This is a genomic window from Pseudomonas veronii (assembly GCF_001439695.1).
Taxonomy (GTDB): Bacteria; Pseudomonadota; Gammaproteobacteria; order Pseudomonadales; family Pseudomonadaceae; genus Aquipseudomonas; species Aquipseudomonas veronii.
In genome coordinates, this window is sequence record NZ_JYLL01000025.1 from 24985 (window position 1) to 48529 (window position 23545).

Annotated in this window: 17 protein-coding genes; 4 read left to right on the top strand and 13 right to left on the bottom strand. The window is 62.2% G+C overall.

The window, feature by feature from the left end; translation table 11 throughout:
* The first annotated feature begins 149 nt into the window (after nt 1-149).
* Nucleotides 150-3350 carry a ribonuclease E gene (rne, locus tag TU80_RS23530; RefSeq protein WP_057005501.1) on the top strand — a complete coding sequence of 1067 codons (3201 nt, stop codon included), beginning with the start codon at nt 150-152 and terminating at the stop codon, nt 3348-3350.
* A gap of 115 nt (nt 3351-3465) precedes the next feature.
* Here rne and TU80_RS23535 read toward each other — a convergent pair whose 3' ends face one another.
* The 5 genes from TU80_RS23535 to TU80_RS23555 form a co-directional block, all read right to left on the bottom strand.
* The gene (locus tag TU80_RS23535; protein WP_046382357.1) at nt 3466-4050 is read right to left on the bottom strand and encodes a nucleotidyltransferase family protein; all 585 of its coding nucleotides are present in this window, start codon (nt 4048-4050) and stop codon (nt 3466-3468) included.
* Entirely contained in the window at nt 4047-5033 is a 987-nt protein-coding gene (locus tag TU80_RS23540; RefSeq protein ID WP_057005502.1) for an XdhC family protein, read from the bottom strand. The genes TU80_RS23535 and TU80_RS23540 overlap by 4 nt, the downstream gene beginning before the upstream one ends.
* Nucleotides 5033-7354 carry a xanthine dehydrogenase family protein molybdopterin-binding subunit gene (locus tag TU80_RS23545; RefSeq protein ID WP_057005503.1) on the bottom strand — a complete coding sequence of 774 codons (2322 nt, stop codon included), beginning with the start codon at nt 7352-7354 and terminating at the stop codon, nt 5033-5035. The genes TU80_RS23540 and TU80_RS23545 overlap by 1 nt, the downstream gene beginning before the upstream one ends.
* Nucleotides 7351-7821 (bottom strand): (2Fe-2S)-binding protein, encoded by a 471-nt coding sequence (locus TU80_RS23550; protein WP_057005504.1) that lies wholly within the window; start codon nt 7819-7821, stop codon nt 7351-7353. The genes TU80_RS23545 and TU80_RS23550 overlap by 4 nt, the downstream gene beginning before the upstream one ends.
* A 254-nt stretch (nt 7822-8075) precedes the next feature.
* A complete protein-coding gene (locus TU80_RS23555) occupies nt 8076-9407 on the bottom strand; it encodes a dicarboxylate/amino acid:cation symporter (RefSeq protein ID WP_057005505.1) in 1332 nt (443 codons plus the stop codon).
* 339 nt (nt 9408-9746) lie between these two features.
* On the opposite strand from TU80_RS23555, the gene TU80_RS23560 reads away from it, so the two are divergent.
* Nucleotides 9747-10745 (top strand): AraC family transcriptional regulator, encoded by a 999-nt coding sequence (locus tag TU80_RS23560; RefSeq protein WP_046382352.1) that lies wholly within the window; start codon nt 9747-9749, stop codon nt 10743-10745.
* 21 nt (nt 10746-10766) lie between these two features.
* Here the strand turns inward: TU80_RS23560 and TU80_RS23565 are convergent, their stop codons facing one another.
* The 3 genes from TU80_RS23565 to TU80_RS23575 are packed head-to-tail and all read right to left on the bottom strand — an operon-like array spanning nt 10767 to nt 13114.
* Nucleotides 10767-12113, bottom strand: coding sequence for an ATP-binding protein (locus tag TU80_RS23565; protein ID WP_046382351.1), 1347 nt, complete (start codon nt 12111-12113; stop codon nt 10767-10769).
* Nucleotides 12110-12787, bottom strand: coding sequence for a response regulator (locus TU80_RS23570; protein ID WP_046382350.1), 678 nt, complete (start codon nt 12785-12787; stop codon nt 12110-12112). The genes TU80_RS23565 and TU80_RS23570 overlap by 4 nt, the downstream gene beginning before the upstream one ends.
* Before the next feature lie 18 nt (nt 12788-12805).
* Nucleotides 12806-13114 (bottom strand): hypothetical protein, encoded by a 309-nt coding sequence (locus TU80_RS23575; RefSeq protein WP_057005506.1) that lies wholly within the window; start codon nt 13112-13114, stop codon nt 12806-12808.
* 132 nt (nt 13115-13246) lie between these two features.
* On the opposite strand from TU80_RS23575, the gene TU80_RS23580 reads away from it, so the two are divergent.
* On the top strand, nt 13247-13963 hold the full coding sequence (locus TU80_RS23580; RefSeq protein ID WP_057005507.1) for a 4'-phosphopantetheinyl transferase family protein: 717 nt from the start codon (nt 13247-13249) through the stop codon (nt 13961-13963).
* 90 nt (nt 13964-14053) lie between these two features.
* Here the strand turns inward: TU80_RS23580 and TU80_RS23585 are convergent, their stop codons facing one another.
* Together TU80_RS23585 and TU80_RS23590 are read right to left on the bottom strand one after the other, a co-directional pair.
* Nucleotides 14054-15664 (bottom strand): ATP-binding protein, encoded by a 1611-nt coding sequence (locus tag TU80_RS23585; RefSeq protein ID WP_057005508.1) that lies wholly within the window; start codon nt 15662-15664, stop codon nt 14054-14056.
* A complete protein-coding gene (locus TU80_RS23590; RefSeq protein ID WP_046382346.1) occupies nt 15661-16386 on the bottom strand; it encodes a response regulator in 726 nt (241 codons plus the stop codon). Before TU80_RS23590 ends, TU80_RS23585 begins: the two co-directional genes overlap by 4 nt.
* 785 nt (nt 16387-17171) lie before the next feature.
* On the opposite strand from TU80_RS23590, the gene TU80_RS23595 reads away from it, so the two are divergent.
* A complete protein-coding gene (locus tag TU80_RS23595) occupies nt 17172-20066 on the top strand; it encodes a ribonucleoside-diphosphate reductase subunit alpha (RefSeq protein ID WP_046382345.1) in 2895 nt (964 codons plus the stop codon).
* 103 nt (nt 20067-20169) lie between these two features.
* Here the strand turns inward: TU80_RS23595 and TU80_RS33230 are convergent, their stop codons facing one another.
* From TU80_RS33230 to flgD, 3 genes are all read right to left on the bottom strand, one after another.
* The gene (locus TU80_RS33230; protein ID WP_235000070.1) at nt 20170-21231 is read right to left on the bottom strand and encodes a hypothetical protein; all 1062 of its coding nucleotides are present in this window, start codon (nt 21229-21231) and stop codon (nt 20170-20172) included.
* 227 nt (nt 21232-21458) lie between these two features.
* A complete protein-coding gene (flgE, locus tag TU80_RS23605; RefSeq protein ID WP_057005510.1) occupies nt 21459-22775 on the bottom strand; it encodes a flagellar hook protein FlgE in 1317 nt (438 codons plus the stop codon).
* Between the two features lie 31 nt (nt 22776-22806).
* Complete coding sequence (gene flgD / locus TU80_RS23610; protein WP_057005511.1) at nt 22807-23532, bottom strand: flagellar hook assembly protein FlgD; 726 nt, start codon at nt 23530-23532, stop codon at nt 22807-22809.
* Nucleotides 23533-23545 lie beyond the last annotated feature (13 nt).

Below are 23545 nucleotides of genomic sequence, written 5' to 3' on the forward strand. Positions count from 1 at the left end.
TCCGTCGCGATACCAGCCCAATTCGCCGGTTATTGCTGGACACTGGAGTGGCCAACCACTCTTGACGCACCTGACACCGACCGTGAGAAGTCGTGTGTGCCGAACGCCGTTTCCGGCAGCCCGGAAACCGACGGTACAACATGAAAAGAATGCTGATTAACGCAACTCAACCCGAAGAGTTGCGTGTTGCGCTGGTAGATGGCCAACGCCTTTACGACCTGGATATCGAGTCCGGCGCACGCGAGCAGAAGAAGGCCAACATCTATAAAGGCCGTATTACTCGCATCGAACCAAGCCTTGAGGCTGCCTTTGTCGATTTCGGCTCCGAGCGCCACGGCTTCCTGCCCCTCAAAGAAATCTCCCGCGAATACTTCAAGAAAGCCCCCGAAGGCCGCGTGAACATCAAGGACGTCCTGAGCGAAGGCCAGGAAGTCATCGTCCAGGTCGAAAAAGAAGAACGTGGCAACAAGGGCGCCGCCCTGACCACCTTCATCAGCCTGGCCGGTCGTTACCTCGTACTGATGCCGAACAACCCGCGTGCCGGCGGCATTTCCCGTCGCATCGAAGGCGAAGAACGCAACGAACTGCGTGAAGCGCTGAACGGCCTGGTCGCTCCAGCCGACATGGGCCTGATCGTCCGCACTGCCGGCCTGGGCCGCAGCAGCGAAGAAATGCAGTGGGACCTCGACTACCTGCTGCAACTGTGGACCGCCATCAAAGAAGCGTCCCTGGATCGTTCCGCGCCGTTCCTGATCTACCAGGAAAGCAACGTGATCATCCGCGCCATCCGCGATTACCTGCGCCAGGACATCGGCGAAGTGCTGATCGACAGCGTCGAAGCCCAGGACGAAGCCCTGACCTTCATCCGCCAGGTGATGCCGCAGTACGCCAGCAAGATCAAGCTGTACGAAGACAGCGTTCCGCTGTTCAACCGTTTCCAGATCGAAAGCCAGATCGAGACCGCCTTCCAGCGCGTGGTCGAACTGCCTTCCGGCGGCTCCATCGTGATCGACCCGACCGAAGCCCTGGTGTCCATCGACATCAACTCGGCGCGCGCCACGAAAGGTAGCGACATCGAAGAAACCGCCCTGCAGACCAACCTGGAAGCGGCTGAAGAAATCGCCCGCCAGCTGCGCCTGCGTGATATCGGCGGCCTGATCGTGATCGACTTCATCGACATGACCCCAGCCAAGAACCAGCGCGCCGTGGAAGAGAAAGTCCGCGAATGCCTGGAAGCTGACCGTGCCCGCGTGCAAGTCGGCCGCATCTCGCGCTTCGGCCTGCTGGAAATGTCCCGTCAGCGCCTGCGTCCGTCCCTGGGCGAGAGCAGCGGCATTGTCTGCCCGCGTTGCAACGGCACTGGCATCATCCGTGACGTTGAATCGCTGTCCCTGGCGATCCTGCGCCTGATCGAAGAAGAAGCCCTGAAAGACCGCACCGCCGAAGTCCGCGCACAAGTGCCGATCCCGGTTGCCGCGTTCCTGCTCAACGAAAAACGCAACTCGATCACCAAGATCGAACTGCGCACCCGTGCCCGTATCGTCATCCTGCCGAACGATCATCTCGAAACGCCGCACTTCGAAGTGCAGCGCCTGCGTGATGACAGCCCGGAAGCCCACAGCGGCCAGTCCAGCTACGAAATCGCCGCTGCCGCTGCCGAAGTGGAAGAAGTCCAGCCAGCCGCCGCGACCCGCACCCTGGTTCGCCAGGAAGCCGCCGTGAAGACCGCTCCGGCGCGTGCCAACGCACCGGTTCCGGTTGAAGTGGCTGCCCCGGTTGCAGCCCCGGCCGCCCTGCCTGAGCCAAGCCTGTTCAAGGGCCTGGTGAAATCGCTGGTCAGCCTGTTCGCCAGCAAGGAAGAGCCTGCGGCACCGGTGGTGGTCGAAAAACCTGCCACCGAGCGTCCGGCGCGTAACGAAGAGCGTCGCAACGGTCGCCAGCAGAGCCGTAACCGCAACGGTCGCCGTGACGAAGAGCGCAAGCCGCGCGAAGAACGGGCCCCGCGTGAAGAGCGCGCACCCCGTGAAGAGCGTGCGCCTCGCGAAGCCCGTGAAGAGACCCCGGTCGTAGCCCGCGAAGAACGCGCACCGCGCGAAGAGCGCGCACCACGTCCACCACGCGCACCGCGTGAAGATCGCAAGCCGCGTGGCGAGCGTGAAGAACGTGTGCGTGAACTGCGCGAGCCGCTGGACGCTGCGCCAGCCGTTGCCGTTGCCGCCGCTGCTGTTGCCGCCCCTACCGAGGAAGAACGCCCGGCTCGCCCGCCGCGTGAAGAGCGTGCGCCACGTGAAGAGCGTCAACCGCGCCCACCGCGTGAAGAACGTCAACCACGTACCGAGCAGGCGGCTGCCGCCAGCGAAGAAGAAGTGCTGACCGGCGAAGAGCAACTGCAGGAAGACGGCCAGGACAACGCCGAAGGCGATCGTCCGCGCCGCCGCTCCCGTGGCCAGCGTCGTCGCAGCAACCGTCGCGAGCGTCAACGTGACGCCAACGGCAATGTGATCGAAGGTTCGGAAGAAGCCGGCGAGAACGCAGAAGCCGCTACCAGCGAACCAACCAGCACCGAACTGGCTGCCGGCCTGGCCGTTACCGCCGCTGTTGCCAGCTCGGTCATCAGCGCACCTGCCGAAGCCCAGGCTCACGAGCAGGCTGAACGCGCCACTGCCGCCGTCGAAGAAACCGTTGCGGTAGAAGCGCCAGTCGCCGAGACCCCAGTGGTTGAAGCACCGGTCGTAGAAGCAACCACCCCGATCGAAGCCCCCGCGGCTCCGGAAGTGGAAGTTGCGCCGGTTCGCGAAGCCCAGTCGCAAGAAGAAGTGGCTGCCGCCGAGCCTGCCCCGGTGGTTGAGCCACAGCCAGTGGTTGAAGCTGTCGTGGAAGCTCCGGTCGTCGAAGCCGCCGCCCCGGCCGTGCGTGAAGTTCGCGAAGAACAGACCGCCTTCCAGTGGACTGCCGAACCTGCCGCCCCGGTTGAAGCGTCTGCCCCCGTGGTAGAAGCCGCACCGGCCCCGGTTGCCGAAGTGGTTGAAGCCGCTCCGGTAGTGGTTGCCGAGCCTGCGCCCGTGGTTGAAGCGCCCGTGGTTGCCGAAGCCGCCGCCCCGGTGGTTGAAGCCGCACCGGCCAGCGCCCTGACCGAAAACGGCCGTGCGCCGAACGACCCACGTGAAGTGCGCCGTCGTCGCAAGGAAGCCGAAGCGGCCGCCGCTGCTGCCGCTGCCGCACCGGCTGTCGCCGAAGTGGTCGAGCACGCTGCCCCTATCGTCGACGAGACCCCGCGTTCCGTTGAAGAAGTGGCAGAGCACCACCCAAAGGCCCTGGAAGAAGAGCACGAGCCTAAACCCCTCGTCTGATTCCATCAGCCACTGAAAAGCCCCGCCTGATCACTCAGGCGGGGCTTTTTTATGCCAACAAATTCTGAAAACACCGAAGATTCAATGTGAGAGGGGGCTTGCCCCCTCCCACATTTCAGAGCGGTTTGAAATCCAACAGATGTGGCAGATCCACATCCCAGAGTACGCCAGGATCGTTTACCTGGATCTCGCGCACCTGCCCCTGGGCAAACAGCGGCTTGGCCCCGCGATCGCCCGTCAACGCCATCAACGCTGGCCCAAACGCTCGTCCAAACGCAACCGGATGCCCATACTGGCCGGCATGCACCGGCACGTTGATGCTGTCCACGTGCTCCAGCACCCGTTCAATACTGGACGGCAGGATGAACGGCATATCACCCAGCACCACCAGCCAGCCATCACTGGAAGCACTGGCCGCGACCGCTGCCGCAATGCTGTCGCCCATTCCGGCCGAGCACAGCTGCACTACCTCGCAGCCATGGACCTGCGCCAGACGAATGACTTCAAGCCGCTCGGGCGACGTCACCAGCACGCGCTTTAGCGCCCACGCCGGCAAATTCACCAGCACCTGCTCGATCACCGGCCGCACCACTGCGTCCCGGCCGACGCACTCAGCCAGCAATTTATCCCGATCTGCCCCGGCTTCAGCGCGAAAACGACTGCCCTGCCCCGCCGCCAGCACAATCACCGTGACGGTCATTCAACCTGCACCGACAGCGGCTTTTTCTGCAGTGGCGCCACGCCATTCTTGATCGCGACAATTTCCGCCAGTAACGACAGCGCGATCTCCGCCGGTGTATGGCTGCCAATATGCAAACCGATCGGCCCATGCAACCGCGCGATCGCCTGCGCAGACAATCCCAGCGCCGCCAGGTTTTCCCGGCGTTTACGCGTGTTGACCCGCGAACCCAGCGCGCCGATATAGAACGCATTGGAGTTCAGTGCCGTCAGCAACGCCATATCGTCCAGGCGCGGGTCGTGGGTCAGGCAGACGATGGCCGTGCGTTCGTCGGTCTGGATGTTCAGCACCGCTTCATCAGGCATGCCGGGCACAAAGCGGCCGTGCGGTTCTTCCCAGCCATACGCGAACTCTTCACGCGGGTCGCAGATCAGCACTTCGAAATCCAGCAACCGCGCCATCTGCGCCACGTAGCGGGACAACTGCCCGGCGCCGATCAACAGCAGGCGCCAGCGCGGGCCATAGATGGCGCGCAGGCGCTCGCCGTCGAAGCTCACCACGTCGGTCTTGCTCGCGGGGCTCAAGCTCACGTCGCCGGTGGCCAGGTCCAGCTCCCGAGCGACGATTTCATGGGCGTCACAGCGCGCCAGCAACTCGGCCACCCACTGCCACTCCGTCACGCGCTCTTCGGTCAGGCGCAGGGTGCCGCCGCACGGCAGACCGAAACGCGCTGCTTCATCGCGCGTCACGCCGTAGGTCACCAACTGCACCGCGGGCCCGTCGTCCGCCAACCGACCATCCTGCAGACGCGCAATCAAATCGTCTTCAATGCAACCGCCGGACACCGAGCCGATCACCACCCCATCGCCGCGCAAGGCCAGCATGGCCCCGGGCGGACGCGGCGCGCTGCCCCAGGTCTGGACCACGCTGTACAACACCACCCGCTGCCCCGCGCGGCGCCATTCGAGCACGCTGCGCAGGACATTCAGATCCACACTGTCCATCAAGCCTTCGCCTCCTGCCAGCCTTGCAACTGATAACGCACGGGCAGGTTGCGAATACGCTTGCCGGTGGCGGCAAAGATCGCATTGCACAGCGCCGGCGCAATCGGCGGTACGCCGGGCTCACCGACACCGCCCAACGGCACCTCGCCCTGTGGCGTGACCAGGTGGACCGCGACAACCTTGGGCGCCAGGGACATGCGCGCCACTTCATACATATGGAAGTTGTCCTGCTGGACCTTGCCGTCCTTGAAGCTGATCTCGCCCAATACCGCGTTGCCCAGGCCCATCACGCAGGCGCCTTCGAATTGCGAGCGAATGCGTTCCGGGTTGATCTGCGGGCCGCAGTCCACAGCGATATCCGCCTTGTGGACGATCAGCGTGCCGTCGTCTTTGACTTCCACCTCGATCACCGCCGCCACATAGGTGACGAAACTGTAATGCACCGCCAGCCCCAGGCCTCGCCCCTTGGGTAGCGTGCGCCCCCAGCCGGCGGCTTTGGCGGCGGTTTCGAGGACACCGCGCAGGCGGGCGGTATCGATCGGGTAGCGCTCCGGGGATTCGCCGTAGTTCCACTCATCGCTCAGGGTTTTCGGATCGATCTGACGGTCCGGCCCAAGCAGTTTGAGTTGGTACTGCAACGGGTCCTGGCCGGCCTTGTGCGCCAGCTCATCGACAAAGCTCTGAATCGCAAAGCCATGCGGGATGTTCGACACCGAGCGGTACCAACCAACCCGGGTGTGGGCGGCGGCTTCGGGGTTTTCCAGGCGCACGTTGGGAATCGCGTAGGCCATGTTGGTAAAGCCCATGCCCAGCTCGAACGCCGCCTCGTGGTTCATCCCCGGCGCAAACAACGCGGTGATGCTCGGCGCGACGGTGCGGTGCAGCCAGGCGGAAGGCAGGCCGTCCTTGTTCAGGCCGGCCTTGAGGTACTCGGCGGAAACCGTGTGGAAGTAGGAGTTGTGGATGTCATCTTCACGAGTCCACTGCACGCGCACGGCCTTGCCGGGGAATTCCTTGGCGAGGATGGCCGCCTCGACCACAAAGTCCGGCTTGGACTTGCGACCGAAACCGCCGCCCAGCAGCGTGACATTGATCGTCACGTTATCGAAAGGCAGGCCCAGGCGCTCGGCGACACGCTCACGGGTCACCTGGGGCGCCTGGCTGGGGGCCCAGGCTTCGCACTGGCCCTTGTCGAAACGGGCAACGGCAACCATCGGTTCCATCGGTGACTGGGCCAGATGCGGCAAATAATAAGCGGCGTCCAAAGTGCTGTCGGCCTCGCTCATCGCCTGCTCGAGGGTACCGGTGTTGCGCACCACTTTGCCCGGTTGCCGCGCGGCCGCTTCCAGTTCCTTGCGGTAATCGATCGAGTTGTAGCCGGCGTTAACGCCGTCATCCCAGACAATCGCCAGCGCTTCGCGACCCTTGATCGCCGCCCATGTGTTGCTGGCCACCACGGCCACGCCGCCCAGCGGCTGGAACTCCGAGGGCAGAGGCCGGCTTTCGATTTCGAGGACCCTGATCACCCCCGGCACCTTCAACGCCGCACTGGCATCGAAGGATTTGACCTTGCCGCCATACACCGTCGGCCGTGCAATGGTGGCGTAGAGCATGCCGTCGAAATGCACGTCCGCGCCGTAGACCGCGCGACCGTTGACGATATCGGCGCCGTCGATGGCCTTGACGCCCTCTTTGCCGATGTAGCGGAACTCCGACGGCTGCTTGAGGCGCAGCGTGTCGCGCGCCGGCACCGCCAATGCACCGGCAGCGGCGGCCAGCTCGCCATAGCCCAAGGTGCGACCGCTGGGCTGGTGAACCACCTTATGCAGCTGCGCACGGCACTCGCCCAGCGGCACCTTCCACTGTTCGGCAGCCGCCTGTTCCAGCATCGCGCGCACACTCGCGCCGCAACGCCGCATCGGTTCGAACCAGTGGCGCATGCTGCGCGAGCCATCGGTGTCCTGGTTGCCGTAACGCACTTCGTCAGCCGGCGCCTGCTGGACGCGCACGTGGGCCCAATCGGCGTCCAACTCATCGGCGACTACCAGGCTCAGGCTGGTACGCACGCCCTGGCCCATTTCCGAACGGTTGCAGATCACGGTCACGGTGCCGTCGGTGGCAATGCTGACGTAGACCTTGGGGTCATCGATCAGCCCATGGGGCATGGCATCGCCGCCATACTTCTTGGCGGCATCGGCGGCAAACGCTGCGGGCAGGCCCCAACTGGCGGCGATCACCAGCGCGCCGGTGGCGCCGACGCCCTTGAGGAAACCGCGGCGGCTGAGGTTATCGAGGACGAAATCAGCGGGTAAGCGGTTCATGCCTTGGCCCCCTGCAGCTGCGTCGAGGCCTGGCGGATCGCGGTCTTGATGCGATTGTAGGTGCCGCAGCGGCAGATATTGCCGACCATCGCCTCCTCGATCTGCTCGTCGCTGGGGTTGGGGTTGGTTTTCAGCAGCGCGGTGGCCGACATGATTTGCCCGCCCTGGCAGTAACCGCACTGGGCCACGGCACTGTCCAGCCAGGCTTGCTGCACGACCTGGCCGATGGGGTCGGTGTGCAGGTTGTCGATGGTGCTCACGGCCTGGCCCTTGACCGCGCCGATCGGGGTGATGCAACTGCGCGCCGGGGCGCCGTCGATATGAATGGTGCACGCGCCGCACAGGCCCATGCCGCAGCCGAATTTGGTGCCGTTGTAACCCGCCACATCGCGAATCGCCCACAACAGCGGCATATCCTCGGTGACGTCCAGTTGATGGTCTTGACCGTTGAGTTTCAGGGTAATCATTGGGCACGCCCGCCTATTTTTTGCATTTAGGGGCGAGCCATCTGCTGCGAAAGGTATCGCTGGTTCGGGTGCACGCAGATGGGCTCAGGCTGAGGAGGCTCTCTTGCGAAGACGGATCTTCACCGGGCCTTTGATGGAGCATTGACTAACTGTAAACCAAAAAATTCGAATTTGGCCGCGCAGAAACGCAAACGCCCCGAACCAGTCGGGGCGTTTGCGGATTGCTGTGGGCGTCAGTTCACGCCATCAGCGGGTTACTTGATCACCGGCGCAGGGCCTTCGGCCACGCCCAGGTCATCTTCTTCACGGGTGTCGGAGATCCCACGACCACCGGAAGCCAGCTCGACTTGCAGCTTGTCTTCGTCCAGCTCCTTGACCCACTTGGCGACAACCAGGGTCGCCACGGCGTTACCGACCAGGTTGGTCAGCGCACGGGCTTCGGACATGAAGCGGTCGATGCCGAGGATCAGCGCCAGGCCGGCAACCGGCAGGTGGCCCACGGCCGACAGGGTCGCGGCCAGCACGATGAAACCACTGCCGGTCACGCCTGCAGCGCCCTTGGAGGACAGCAGCAGCACCAGCAACAGGGTGATCTGGTGGGTGATGTCCATGTGGGTGTCAGTCGCCTGGGCGATGAACACGGCAGCCATGGTCAGGTAGATCGAGGTACCGTCGAGGTTGAACGAGTAGCCAGTCGGGATCACCAGGCCAACCACGGATTTCTTCGCGCCCAGACGCTCCATCTTGATCAACATGCGTGGCAGTGCCGATTCAGACGAGGACGTACCCAGAACGATCAACAGCTCTTCACGGATGTAGCGGATCAGTTTCAGCACGCTGAAACCGTGCGCGCGGCAGATGGCGCCGAGCACCACCACCACGAACAGGACGCAGGTGATGTAGAAGCAGATCATCAACTGGCCCAGTTGCACCAGCGAGCCGACACCGTAGGCACCGATGGTGAACGCCATGGCGCCGAGGGCACCGATTGGCGCGAGCTTCATGATCATGTTGATGATGTTGAACATCACGTGGGCGAAGCGATCGATGAAGTCCAGCACCGGCTTGCCGTAGGCACCCAGGCGATGCAGGGCGAAACCGAAGATCACCGAGAACATCAGCACTTGCAGGATGTCACCGTTGGCGAACGCGCCGACGATGGTGTTTGGAATCACATTGAGGATAAACCCTACGATGCTCTGGTCTTTACCAGCTGTCACGTAGGCCGCCACTTTGGATGCGTCCAGGGTGGCCACGTCGATGTGCATGCCAGCGCCCGGCTGCACGACGTTCACCACGAACAGGCCGATCAACAGGGCGATGGAGGACACGACTTCGAAGTACAGCAGCGCGTAGCCGCCGGTTTTGCCGACCGATTTCATGCTCTGCATGCCAGCGATGCCGCTGACAACGGTGCAGAAGATGATCGGGGCGATGACCATTTTGATCAGTTTGATGAACCCGTCACCCAGCGGCTTGAGCGCCACACCGGTCTGCGGGTAGAAGTGACCGAGCAAAATACCGATAACGATGGCAACGATCACCTGGAAATACAGGGATTTGTACAGTGGCTGACGAGTCGTCATTGCAAAGTTCCTCAATCGTCCCGTGTGGCAAATATCCGCCATTGCCCACGGCACTTGAATTGCGAACCCTCCTGCACTGGAGGGATTTGTTGTTTGCGAGACCTGTAGGACCAAGCCTGCGCTGTAATCCTTATCGCAAACGTCGTGCCACTTTGCTTAAACGGCCTGAAGCCCCTTAGACATCAGGGCTGGAGGGATCAAGGCGCGCCTGAGCGCCGTCCATTGCATGGCGGGTTTCCGCCAACTCGCCGTGTCTCGTCCTACAATTTGGCGGATATCCGCCTTGTCGCTGTAGCGGGTGATGGCTACCATCCGCCCTTCCATGGACGAGGCCCTTGCATGCGCGAACGTACCATCGCCAGTCACTACGCCCGAGCGGCCCTCGGCGGTGCGCGCCGGGCCGGCTACGACTACTCGGGCCTATTGCAGCAGGTGGGCATCACCCCGGAACTGCTGAACGAACCCCGCGCCCGCATCGCGCCGGAACAATTTACCCGGCTGTTGCAAATGCTCTGGCTCGCGCTGGACGACGAATACCTGGGCTTTGCCGAAGGTCCGAGCAAGCGCGGCACGTTCGCCATGATGTGCCACGCGCTGATCCATTGCCGCACCCTGGAGAAGGCTCTCGAACGCGGCTTATTGTTTTATAGCCTATTCCCACAAGGTCCGCGTTGGCAGCTGACACGGGAAGGCGAAATGGCCCGCTTGAGCCTGGACGACTCCCAACTCGGGGACCCGGATCACTTTCTCAGCGAATCCCTGCTGCTGATCTGGCATCGCCTCGGCAGTTGGTTGATCGGCCAGCGCATCCGCCTGCAGCAGGCCACATTCAGCTACCCGATGCCGGCCCACGCCAGCGAATACGACCTGTTGTTTCCCTGCCCGCAGGTGTTCGACGCACCGAACAGCAGCCTGGTGTTTCCTGCGCGTTACTTGAGCCTGCCGCTGCTGCAGGACGAGCGCACCCTCAAGCATTTCCTGCAGCGCTCCCCCGCCGACTTGTTGTCGCGGCCCGATGAGGGCGACAGTTTGAGCAGCCAGATCCGCCGCCTGCTCAGCCGTGACCGCACACCCTGGCCGGACCTGGACGCCGTTGCCCAGCACTTGCACATCAGCCCGCAGACCCTGCGCCGACATCTGCGTGAAGAAGGCAGCAGTTTTCAAGCGCTCAAGGATGAGCTGCGGCGGGACATCGCCATTTACCACCTGGGACGCGCGGATCTGTCATTGCAGGAAATTGCCGAACAGCTCGGGTTCTCCGAGCCGTCGGCGTTTCATCGGGCGTTCAAGAAGTGGACGGGATTGACGCCGGGGGCTTATCGGGCACAGGAGAGTTAGGCAGGCGCCACTCAAGGAAGGTCAAACGGCCGGAAAGTGGATCTTGAACGCCGCGCCCCCCAAAGGCGAGTCGCCCAGGGTCAGGCGCGCGCCGTAGCTTTCAATGATGTCCTTGACCACCGCCAGGCCGATCCCCTGCCCCGGGTGCTGGCGGTCTAGCCGCTCGCCCCGTTGCAGAATCCGCGCGCGCTGGTCGGGCGGCACACCGGGGCCGTCATCTTCGATGCACAGTTCGATGCCATCCAGGCTTTCCACCAGGCTGATACGCACTTCGCTCAAGCACAGGCGGTAGGCGTTTTCCAGCAGGTTGCCGAGCAGTTCCAGCAAGGCGCCTTTTTCGATGGGCACATCGCACGCGTCCGGCAATACGAAGCTCACTTTGACGTGCTTGTCGCGGTAGACCTTGTCCAGCGTGTCGCACAGGCTTTGCAGTACCGGCTGCAGGCGTACCTGATGGCGTACCAGGCCGCTTTTACGCAAGCTGGCGCGCTGCAACTGGTAGCTGATCTGCTGGCTCATGCGTTCGATCTGCGATTGCAGCACCCAGGCCTGGTCGCGGTCTTCGGGGCGCTGGGCCATGTCTTCGCTCACGCCCTGCAACACCGCCAGCGGGGTTTTCAGGCTGTGGGCCAAGTCGTCGAGGGAGTCGCGGTAGCGGGTACGCTGCTCGCGCTCACTGTGCAGCAAGCGGTTGAGAGACCCGGTGAGGCGCAGCAGTTCGCGCGGGTGTTCTTCGCTGAGGCTTTCGCGGGTGCCGCCTTCGATCTGGTCCAGCTCCTGGCTCAGGCGCCGCAACGCTTGCAGGCCCCAGGTCAGGCCCAGCCAGAGCAACGTCAGCAACACCAGCAACGCCGCGCCGAAGCCCAGGTAGAGGTTTTCGCGCAGACCTTCGAGGGTCAACTGGTATTCGCGCACCGGTTGCAGCGCGACGATGCTGAACGCCGCACTCTTGCCGCCGAGCAGCTTGACCTCGACGTCATACACGAAGAATTCCTGGCCATTGCCCTCGCGAATCCGCGCAAACTCATTACCGCGCCCGTCATAGCGCGGCCTGTAGTTGATGTTTTCTTCCTGGGTCGCCCGCGAGCGCCACACCAGATGGCCTTCGCGGTCGTAGATATAACCGAGCAACCGGCTATCGGTGAGGTTGAAGCGTTCGTCCGGCAACTGCGCCGGCATTTGCAGGCGGTTGTTTTCAACCCGCGCCGCCGAAATCAAGGTGGTGACGTCCGACGCCAGGCGCTGCTCGATCGAGTCCTGCAAGGCCAGGCTGAACGCGCCCTGCATGGCCGGCAACAAACCCAGCATAAACAGCACGGCCAGGGTGGCAGCCGCCAGCATCAAGCGCACACGTAACGAGCGAATCAACGACAGCGCTCATTGAACAGATAGCCCAGGCCGCGCACGGTGTCGATCGGCTTGAACCCGCCCGGGCCTTCCAGTTTACGGCGCAGGCGGCCGACCAGCACTTCGATGACATTCGGGTCGCGCTCGTCGTCATCGGGGTAGAGCTGTTCCATCAAGCGGTCCTTGGGCACTACCTGCTGATGGTGACGCATCAGGTACTCGAGAATCCGGTACTCGTAGGCGGTCAGCGCCAGGGGTTGCTCGTCCAACGAGGCCTGCTTGCGGTTGAGGTCCAGCAGCAAGGGGCCGGCGACGATGGTCGATTGGGTAAAGCCGCTGGAACGACGCAGCAACGCGTTCATCCGCGCTTCCAGTTCTTCGAACTGGAACGGCTTGACCACGTAGTCGTCGGCGCCGGCGGCCAGGCCTTCGACCTTGTCCTGCCAGTTGCCGCGAGCGGTGAGGATCAGGATCGGGAAGGTCTTGTCCTGGGCGCGCAGTTGGCGGATCAGATCAAGACCGCCCATGCCGGGCAGGCCGAGGTCGATGATCGCCAGGTCATGGTTGAATTGGCCAGTCTGGTACAAGGCCTCCTCCGCGTTGGCCACGGCTTCGACCACGTGCCCGCTGTCGGTCAGGCGGGTATACAGGTGATGACGCAACAGAGCCTCATCTTCCACGACCAGCAATTTCATAAGGCTCTCCAAGGCAAATCAACTGTCCGACAGAGGGATATCATAGCGGCCCTGCAGGTCTTGCGGGCGCAGTTTAATGCCATTGTATTGGCCACCAAGATGCTCATAGCCGGCACGATACGTCGCCTGCGGGCTGCTCGAACCCAGCGACTGGCCCCAAGGCGCGGCCTGGCTGCGCACCGCCTCGAAGCTCACACGCTGCATCAGCGTGCTGGATTTCTTGGTTCTCTCGCTACCGAATGCCGCAAAGGCGCCATCGCTGGCCTGCGCCCCGGCGGTGGCACTGAACATGGTCAACGCCAACATCAGCTTCTTGATTGCAGTCATGGTACTTACCTCCACGTAGGCTGTAGGCCCACACTACGCAAGCGCCCCTGAACTCCCCCTGAACAGGCTCTGAACCTGGCCTGAACCGCTACGGACTATCCACTGGCGCGCCAACTCGGCAAAATACCGCCCATGACGCCCCTACCCGCTTGCTGCACCCCACTCGACGCCCATTGGCCACTGCCCGATCCCTTGCCGGGTACGGTGTTGCTCAGTACGCGCTTTGATCCGGCCCTGTTGATCGCCGGTGATTTCCAACGCAGCGCGGTGCCGCCGCCGGCGAGCATCCAGCGTTCGGTGGCCAAGCGCCAGGCGGAGTTTCTCGCCGGACGGTTATGCGCCCGCGCCGCCTTGCAACAGCTCGATAACCTGGACTGCGTGCCGGCAATCGGCGAAGACCGGGCGCCGGTGTGGCCGCCGCACATCAGCGGCTCCATCACCCACAGCAGCGGGCACGCGGCGGCAATCGTCGGGCACAAGGCGCAATGGCGCGGGCTGGGGATGGACCTGGAAAATGTCCTGAGCCTGGAGCGCGCGGAACGCCTGGCGGGGGAAATTCTCACCGCCGATGAGTTGCAGCGCATGGCCAGGTTGCCGCGTGAGCAACATGCGCAGCTGGTGACACTGACGTTTTCGGCCAAGGAGAGCCTGTTCAAGGCGCTCTACCCGATCGTGCAGAAGCGCTTCTACTTTGAGCATGCCGAAGTGGTGGAATGGTCCGAGCACGGCCAGATGCGGTTGCGGCTGCTGACGGAGTTGTCCGGCGAGTGGTGCCACGGCAAGGAGTTGGTTGGGCAATTTGCGGTGGATGGGGAACAGTTGTTGAGCCTTGTAGCAATCGGCGTCTGATCTAGCGTCATCGGGGGCAAGCCCCCTCCCACACTGGAATGCATTCCAAGAGGGGCGGTGCGAGGGTTCGGCTTGCTCCCGATAGCAGTATCAGGATTTATCCTGGTCCCGTGGCCAACTCAGGCTGAAGCACGCCCCTCCCAGGTTGTTGCTCTTGCTGATCAATGCCCGCCCGCCATGCCAATGAATAATCCGCCGCACAATCGACAAGCCCAGGCCATGCCCGCCCGAGGCGCGGGTGCGGCTGTCGTCCAGGCGCAGGAACGGCGTGAAGATGCGTTCCCAGGCGCTTTCCGGTACGCCGGGGCCATCGTCTTCCACATCGATGCGGCAGCGCACCTGGCCGACCTGGTAACTGATCAGCACCCGGCCCTGGGCATGGCGCATGGCATTGCTCACCAGGTTCTGCAGGGCGCGGTGCAGGTAGCGCGGTTCGGCATCGACCCAGGCATCGTCCCAATGCACCGATGACAGGCAGATACCACGGCTCACGCTGACCTGCGGGCGCAGTGGCGATAATTCGCCGATCACCTGGTCGAGTAACGCATTGAGGTCGACCCGCTGGAAATTCAGCTCCGGCGCGCCCTGCTCCAGGCGCGCGTAGGTGAGCATTTCGTCGACCAGGCCGTCGAGGTCCTGAATATCGCTGTCCATACCTTCGAGGTATTTGCGCCGGGCCTGCGGGGTGGCGGCCTCGCCGATCATCTCCAGGCCGAAACGCAGGCGCGCCACCGGGGTGCGCAACTCGTGGGACACCGCGCGCACCAGTTCGCGCTGGATCGCGAGCAACTGCTGCAGGTGCTCGGCCATGCCATTGAAGGCGGCGGCCAGGCGCCCCACCGAGTCGGCGCCGCGCGCGGGCACGCGCACTTCCAGGTTGCCTTTGGCAATACGCGTGGCAGCGGCCTCCAGGCCTCTGAGCCGGCGCTCGAGCTGACGCACCAACAGATAGACGATCAGGCCAATCAGGGTCAGGCCGATCAATGCGATCAGGATCAACCATTGCGCCGGGTACGGGTTCATTTGATACAACGGGCCGATTTCAAGCACCCAGGGCGTGCCGACCATGCCGGCAAACACCCGAATCGAGTCGCCGCCCTTGCCCAGCGCCATCACCGTATCGCCCTCCGACACGCGGCGGCGCTGGTCGTCGTCCATATCGGCCTGATCGAGGGCCATCAGGTGCATCTCGAAGCCAAACCCTTTGGCTTCCTTTATATCCGCCAGGCGTTGCGGTTGCTCGGCCACCGGAAAACGCACCAACTCGTCGGCCAACAGGTAGATCGTCGCCCGCGCCAATTGCTCGCTGATCTGTTGCACTTCACCTTCCAGCACCAACTGATCCTGCTCGCTGACCAAACGCAGGACCCGCGCCGCATGGGGGCCGGTCTGTTGCACCAGCACCTGGCCATGCTGCAGGCGGGTGCGTTGGCCGAGGTCCAGTTGGGCATCGGTGTACGTGCGCAGCATCAGGGGAATGCCCAACAGGCGCTCCCACACCGCCAGCGCGCGCTGGCGCTCGATCACGCTCATGGGTTGCAGGTTGTCTCCCATCAAGGCAAAGGTGCCGTGGGCCAGACGTTCACGGTACTGCCCGCTGCGCACGTCGTTGAGCAGGTGCAACGCCAGCACGCCCAGCAGCGCCACCAGGATCAGCGCCGCGCACATGCCGCCGTAGATGCGCAGGAAGATCGAGTTCACAGCGGTATGTCGCCAGCGGCTTCGGGGACGAACAGATAGCCTTTGCTGCGCACGGTCTTGATCAGGCGCGGGTGGATCGGATCGTCGCCGATCTTCGGACGGATGCGCGAGATACGCACGTCGATCGAGCGGTCCTGGCCGTCGTAGCCGATGCCGCGCAGGGCGATGAAGATTTCTTCGCGCGACAGGATGCGCCCGGCATTCGCCACCAGCAGCCACAGCAGGTCGAACTCGGCGCTGGTCAGTTCGATGCCGTCGCCCTGCAGCCAGGCTTCGCGCAGGGCGTTATCCACGAGCAGCGGGCCGAATTGCAGGCGGCGCTGGTTTTGCGCGACGGCCGGTTCCGCTGGCTCGCTGCGGCGCAACAGGGCCTGGATACGCGCCAGCAGCAGGCGTGGGCGCACGGGTTTGCACACGTAGTCGTCGGCGCCCATGTCCAGGCCCAATACCTGGTCCATGTCGTCGGTACGCGCGGTGAGCATGAGGATCACCCCGTCGTAGCGCTCGCGCACCTTGCGGCAGATGCTCAGGCCATCTTCGCCGGGCAGCATCAGGTCGAGAATCACCAGGTCCGGCTGTTCGGCGATGATCCGCGCCGCAGCCTGGGCGCCGTCGCTTTCCACCGACACGCGCAGGCCGTTGCTCTCCAGGTAATCACGGGTCAACTCGGCCAATCGCTCGTCATCCTCGACGATCAGGATTTGCCAGGCTTCATGCTCCACAGGTAATCCTCGTTGTTATTAGGGGATTGGTTGGTCTGCTCGATCAAATGTGGGAGGGGACTTGCTCCCTCCCACATGTTGATCTTCGCCAGCCACACCTTATTTGTAATGTTGTGAGGGCATAACAATGATCGATTGTAGCCATGCCCCAACCCTCGAACACAAGCCAGGAAATGCATTCGGTGATGCGGTTTTTTTGTGATAGGGTTCGCGCCCTCAAAAATCCAAAGAGCCGTTTTTTTCTTGGAATATTCAGTGACAAACGGCGCGGTCCAGCAGTACTGCGGCCTACACGGGCATTCTACGTTTCATACACATTTTACTCACAGCGTTATCCACAGGCCCTGGATTGCTAAGCCTCCAAAAACGCATTATCTTGTACCTCGGCGCCAAAAAAACCCTACATGTAGGGTTTTGAACTAAAAGACCAAACACAAATCAGACAAGAAACTCAAGCCCTTTCTTGCTCCTGTTTGGTCCAACTCCAGCATTTTTTGAAAGCCCAAACCGCTCATGCGGATGGCAACCGTTTTAGCGCTCCAACAGCGTAAAACGGTACGGGTGTTGCAGTGCTTGAACCGGGCAACTGTCACCCACCAGGAATACGGCGAGGCGCTTTTGAGCGCCAAACCGAAGACTTCGGCATGGAAGCGGCGCGATAAGCCCCCCTTCCTCCTGTCCCGAAGTTGTTATGCCAGGCCAAGGCCTGCTGTAAGTGCTTCAGGACGGAACGGTGGGCACCGTGATGGTGCCCAAATAAATATAGAATGTGGAGACAACCCCCCATGCAAACCGACACAACTCGCGAGAACCCGCAGGGCTCCGTGCCGCAGGCCGCTGATTCGAATATGGATCTGTCCGCCACTGCACCCGGCCAACTGCGCGTGATCAAGCGTAACGGCACTGTCGTTCCTTACACCGATGACAAAATCACCGTCGCCATCACCAAAGCGTTTCTTGCAGTTGAAGGCGGCAACGCTGCCGCCTCGTCGCGCATCCACGACACCGTTGCCCGCCTGACCGAACAAGTCACCGCGACCTTCAAGCGTCGCATGCCTTCGGGCGGCACCATCCACATCGAAGAAATCCAGGACCAGGTCGAACTGGCCCTGATGCGTGCCGGCGAGCAGAAAGTCGCCCGCGACTACGTGATCTACCGTGATTCGCGCGCCAAGGAACGTGCCGTTCGCTCCCCGGCCGACGAAGCCGCCGTACACGCGCACCCATCGATCCGCATCACCCTGGCCGACGGCACCTTCGCGCCGCTGGACCTGGGCCGCCTGAACACCATCATCACCGAGGCCTGCGAAGGCCTGGAAGAAGTCGACGGCGACCTGATCCAGCGCGAAACCCTGAAGAACCTGTACGACGGCGTGGCCCTGACCGACGTCAACACCGCCCTGGTGATGACCGCCCGTACCCTGGTTGAACGCGAGCCGAACTACTCGTTCGTCACCGCGCGCCTGTTGATGGACACCCTGCGTGCCGAAGGCCTGGGCTTCCTCGGCGTGGCCGACAGCGCCACCCACCACGAGATGGCCGACCTCTATGCCAAGGCCCTGCCGGCCTACATCGCCAAGGGTATCGAATACGAATTGCTGAACCCGGTCCTGGCCACCTTCGACCTGGAAAAACTCGGCAAGGCGATCAACCACGAGCGCGACCAGCAGTTCACCTACCTGGGCCTGCAAACCCTGTACGACCGTTACTTCATCCACAAGGACGGTATCCGCTTCGAACTGCCGCAAGTGTTCTTCATGCGCGTGGCCATGGGCCTGGCAATTGAAGAGAAGCACAAAGAAGACCGCGCCATCGAGTTCTACAACCTGTTGTCGTCCTTCGACTACATGTCGTCCACGCCGACCCTGTTCAACGCCGGTACCCTGCGTCCACAGCTGTCGAGCTGCTACCTGACCACCGTGCCGGACGACCTGTCGGGCATCTACCACGCGATCCACGACAACGCCATGTTGTCCAAATTCGCCGGTGGCCTGGGCAACGACTGGACGCCGGTGCGCGCACTGGGTTCGTACATCAAGGGCACCAACGGCAAGTCTCAGGGCGTCGTACCGTTCCTGAAAGTCGTCAACGACACCGCCGTAGCGGTCAACCAGGGTGGCAAGCGCAAAGGCGCTGTGTGTGCCTACCTGGAAACCTGGCACATGGACATTGAAGAGTTCATCGAGCTGCGCAAGAACACCGGCGATGACCGTCGTCGTACCCACGACATGAACACCGCCAACTGGATTCCTGACCTGTTCATGAAGCGTGTCTTCGACGACGGCAAGTGGACCCTGTTCTCGCCGTCCGAAGTGCCGGACCTGCACGACCTGACCGGCAAGGCCTTCGAAGAGCGCTACGAGTACTACGAAGCCCTCACCGAGTACCCAGGCAAGGTCAAGCTGTTCAAGACCATCCAGGCCAAAGACCTGTGGCGTAAAATGCTGTCCATGCTGTTCGAAACCGGCCACCCATGGCTGACCTTCAAAGACCCGTGCAACCTGCGCAGCCCGCAGCAGCACGTAGGCGTGGTCCACAGCTCGAACCTGTGCACCGAGATCACCTTGAACACCAACAAGGACGAGATCGCCGTCTGCAACCTGGGCTCGATCAACCTGCCGAACCACATCGTCAACGGCAAGCTGGACACCGCCAAGCTGGAGCGCACTGTCAACACCGCTGTTCGCATGCTCGATAACGTGATCGACATCAACTACTACTCGGTGCCACAGGCGCAGAACTCCAACTTCAAGCACCGTCCGGTTGGCCTGGGGATCATGGGCTTCCAGGACGCTTTGTACCTGCAGCACATTCCTTACGGTTCGGACGCCGCGGTCGAGTTCGCCGACAAGTCCATGGAAGCGGTCAGCTACTACGCGATCCAGGCTTCCTGCGACCTGGCCGACGAGCGCGGCGCCTACGAGACGTTCCAGGGCTCGCTGTGGTCCAAAGGCATCCTGCCGCTGGATTCGCAACAGATCCTGATCGCGCAACGTGGCCAGAAGTACATCGACGTTGACCTGAACGAATCCCTGGACTGGGCGCCGGTACGTGCCCGTGTGCAGAAAGGTATCCGTAACTCCAACATCATGGCCATCGCACCGACCGCGACCATCGCCAACATCACTGGCGTGTCGCAGTCGATCGAACCGACCTACCAGAACCTGTATGTGAAATCGAACCTGTCGGGCGAATTCACCGTGATCAACCCGTACCTGGTTCGCGACCTGAAAGCCCGCGGCCTGTGGGACTCGGTCATGATCAACGACCTGAAGTACTACGACGGTTCGGTGCAGCAGATCGAGCGCATCCCGCAAGAACTCAAAGAGCTCTACGCGACTGCCTTCGAAGTGGACACCAAATGGATCGTTGACGCCGCCAGCCGTCGCCAGAAGTGGATCGACCAGGCGCAGTCGCTGAACCTGTACATCGCCGGCGCTTCGGGCAAGAAGCTCGACGTGACCTACCGCATGGCTTGGTACCGTGGCCTGAAAACCACTTACTACCTCCGTGCCCTGGCCGCGACCAGCACCGAGAAGTCGACCATCAACACCGGCAAGCTGAACGCGGTTTCCAGCGGCAACCACGGTGATGACTCGGTGCTCGCCGCACCAGCCGGCCCGGCCCCCGTGCCGAAAGCCTGCGCGATCGACGAGCCGGATTGCGAAGCCTGCCAATAAGCTGAGCACGTTCCGGGCTTGATGGCCCGGGATTGGAAAACCCCGATAATCCCTTGCTGCAGTTGGGTTTATCGGGGTTTTCTTTTGCCTGGGCAAAGGCTCATCAGTCGTCGAACAATATGGTCGCAATCCCCGACCGGGGCACCCCGCCCCGCTTGCCCCACAGCTCAATCCGGCCACCGATCACCGCCATCGAATGACCGCCATACTCCACCGTCCCCACCTTGCCGCTTCGCAAGTCGGCATCCGTGGCCTGCCGGTAATTTTTGCGCAAGCCCAGACGGTCCAAGCCTTCCCGGCTGTACTCGCCATCATTGAGGGTACGTATGCCATCCAGAAAGCTGCGTCCGGCAGTGCCGTCGTTGTTTTCCAATTGCGCCCGTTTTGCGCTGACGGCAAACATGAAATTGGCGTTGGTCATCATTTTCGGGTCATCGCCCTGGAAACGTGCATGGGTGGCAGCCAGCCGCACTTCATCCTTGGTCAGGTCAACCTTGACACCATCGCGCATGGTCACAGAGTAGCCATTACCCGTCTCCTTGACCTCTTTGAAGACGTCGGTGGGCTTCTCGCCAAATTGCATCATGGCGGCTTTAATCGCTGAAACCGTCACGCAATTGCCGTCCGGCCCCTGTCTGAAGCCGCTCCAGATATTCTCCGGTTTTTTCCCCGGCTCGCTGTCATCGGGCTTGTAGTCGAAATGCTTCGCGCCTTCGGTAATCGGCTTGTCGCTCATGGACTCGCTGGGGCCGAAACCACCGCCGCCGCCTCCACCGCCTCCACCGCCGCCGCCGCCGCCCCCCCCTCCCCCACCGCCGTCCGGAGAGGGGGATGGAGACGGTGCTGGTGACGGCGGCGCATCCGGGCCATCCGGAAATTCCTCCGGGAAGGCTCTCTTCATGAACGCCTGAAAGCCCTCAGGCGCGTCTTTCTTCACCTCTTCGAGGATCTCCTTGAACTTCTCTTCGCCGAGCTCCTTTCGCTTTTCATTCAGCTTGTCCCGCAGCTCCTGGGCCGTCTGGTTCTTGGAGGTTTTTTCGGCATCTTCAAGCTCCTTGATCAGCTTCGTGATACTGTCCTTGACGGCCCCCTTGTCGTCCTTGGTGCCATCAGACTGGTTGACCCCCTTCTGGTACTGTCCTCCCCACCCCCCCTCGTAACGCATCCCCCCAGCCCCTTGGCCGGATATCGATGAATTCCACATACCGCCTCTCCCAGGTAATGAAACAACCCAACGCCTCTCGGCTTGATAGGTGGAAAGACAGGTGTGGTGCGTTCCAACAAAGGCGTGTCATCTCGTAACCGCATCGGGGGTGGGAAAAGGTCCTGATGCCAAATAAAACGCAAAAAAAAGCCCCTCGATCGAGGGGCTTCTTGTGCAGCGTTAGCGCATCAGGTCATCTGGATGATGGTCTGCATGATGGTGCTCTGGGTGGAGATGGTCTTGGCGTTCGCCTGGTAGTTGCTCTGGGCCTTGATCAGGTCCACCAGCTCGTTGGTCAGGTTGACGTTGGAGTTCTCCAGGGAGTTGGCCACGATCGAACCGAGGGTGCCGGCTTGAGGGGTGTCGTATCCCGGTTGGCCCGAGGCAAAGGTCTCTCTCCAGGCCGTGCCGCCTGCCGGTTGCAGGCCTTGTTCGTTGTTGAAGCTGGCCAGGGAGATCTGGCCAATGGCCTTGCTCTGCTGGTTGCTGAAGGTGGCGAACAGTACACCGCTGCCGTCGATTTTCAGCCCGGTGATCTGGCCGGTGGCATAGCCATCGGTGACCGGTGGGTTGCGATAGCTGGCCGAATTGTACTGGGTGATATTCGCCATGTTGACCGCAATACCGCCGGTGTTGGCAGCGGCGCCGTTAGCAGTCCATACACCGTTGGTCACGGTGCCCGGTTTCCAGTTGGAAATGGTCAGGGTGGTGTTGGAGACTATGCTGGGCGGGGTGACCACGCCAGCGAGCTTACCGGCCGTGTCGAACGTCAGGGTCGACGCGACAGGTGCCACCGCGCCTGCGCCACTGATCGGGGTACCATCAGGGTTACGCCCGTCGATCAGGGTGTAGGAGTTCCATTGGTTGGAACCCGTCTTCACCAGGTACTGCACCATCGGGTGAGCGTTGCCTTGGGTGTCGTACAAGGTGGTGCTGTACTGGGTGGTGAAGGTCTTGGTGTCGGTTGGGTTGAAAGGCTTGGCCACCTGGTCGATCACCGCCTCCGAGGAGTTCAGGTTACTGGTGGAATCGACGGTGCTGGAGGCTTTTGGCGGCAGGTTCGACAAGTTGAGTTGCAGGTCGACCAAGCCACCCTTGACGATCTTGCCGTTGTCATCCGCCGCGTAGCCTTGCAGGCGCGAAGTACCGGTGTTGTTGGTGATGTAGCCGTCTTTGTCTGCACGGAAAGCACCGCTACGGGTGTATTCCAGCGAACCGTCGCTGCCCTTCTGTACGAAGAAGCCACCGCCCTGGATCGCCATGTCCAGGATGCCGCCACTGTTGTTGACGTCGCCCTGAGTGAATTGCTGGGACACGGCCGCCAGGTTCACACCGTTACCGATGCTGTTCTGGCCGGTGCCCAGCTTGGACGCCGCGTAGATGTCCGCGAATTCCGCACGGGACGATTTGAAGCCAGTGGTCGCGACGTTGGCGATGTTGTTGCCGGTCACGTCCAGTTGTTTGTTGGCCGCATAGAGGCCGCTCAGGCCGATGTTAAAAGACATGTTTCTCTCCCTCTGCCGTATCTAGCCGGCTCTATGTACCGATAGTCTGAATTTGCGACAGCTTGACGCTGCCCATGCCGCCTGCAAGGTTGAGCAGCATTTCGCCGCCGGTCTTGCTCAGGGTCACGCTGGTGACCGTCGCCGGCAGCGAAGTGGCCAGAGCCACTGCGTCGCCCGCGTCATTCTTGGTGGTGGCCGTAAAGGTGTAAGTCCCTGCCGGGGCGACCTCACCGTCAGCGTTCTTGCCATCCCAGATGAAGTCGGAACTGCCCGCGCTCTGTGCGCCCATATCGAGGGTACGCACCACGACACCGTCTTTGTCGGTGATCTTGACCGAGACGTTGCCCGTTGCCGCCGTCACTGCGACCGAGCCGGTCATGCTCTTGCTGGTGTCCACCAGCGCCTTGTCGGTCTGGGTAATGATCGAGCGACCGACCAGCGACGAAGCCTGCAATGCTTGCGACGAGCTGAAGTTGCTGGAGATGCTGTTTACCGAGTCGTTCAGGGTGTTGATGCCTTCCAGGCTACTGAACTGCGCCAACTGAGCCACGAACGCACCGTTGTCCTGAGGCGACAGCGGGTTCTGGTTCTTCAGTTGGGTCACCAACAGTTGCAGGAACGCATCCTTGCCCAGCGACTGGTTGCCCGTTGCCGTCTTGGTGGCGGTGCTGAGGCTGCTGTTGTCCGTCGCAGTCTTGACCTTGCTGTTGAACAGGTCCTGGACTGCCGAGTTGTTCGTCGTATCAACAATGGCCATTGTTTGGCGCCCC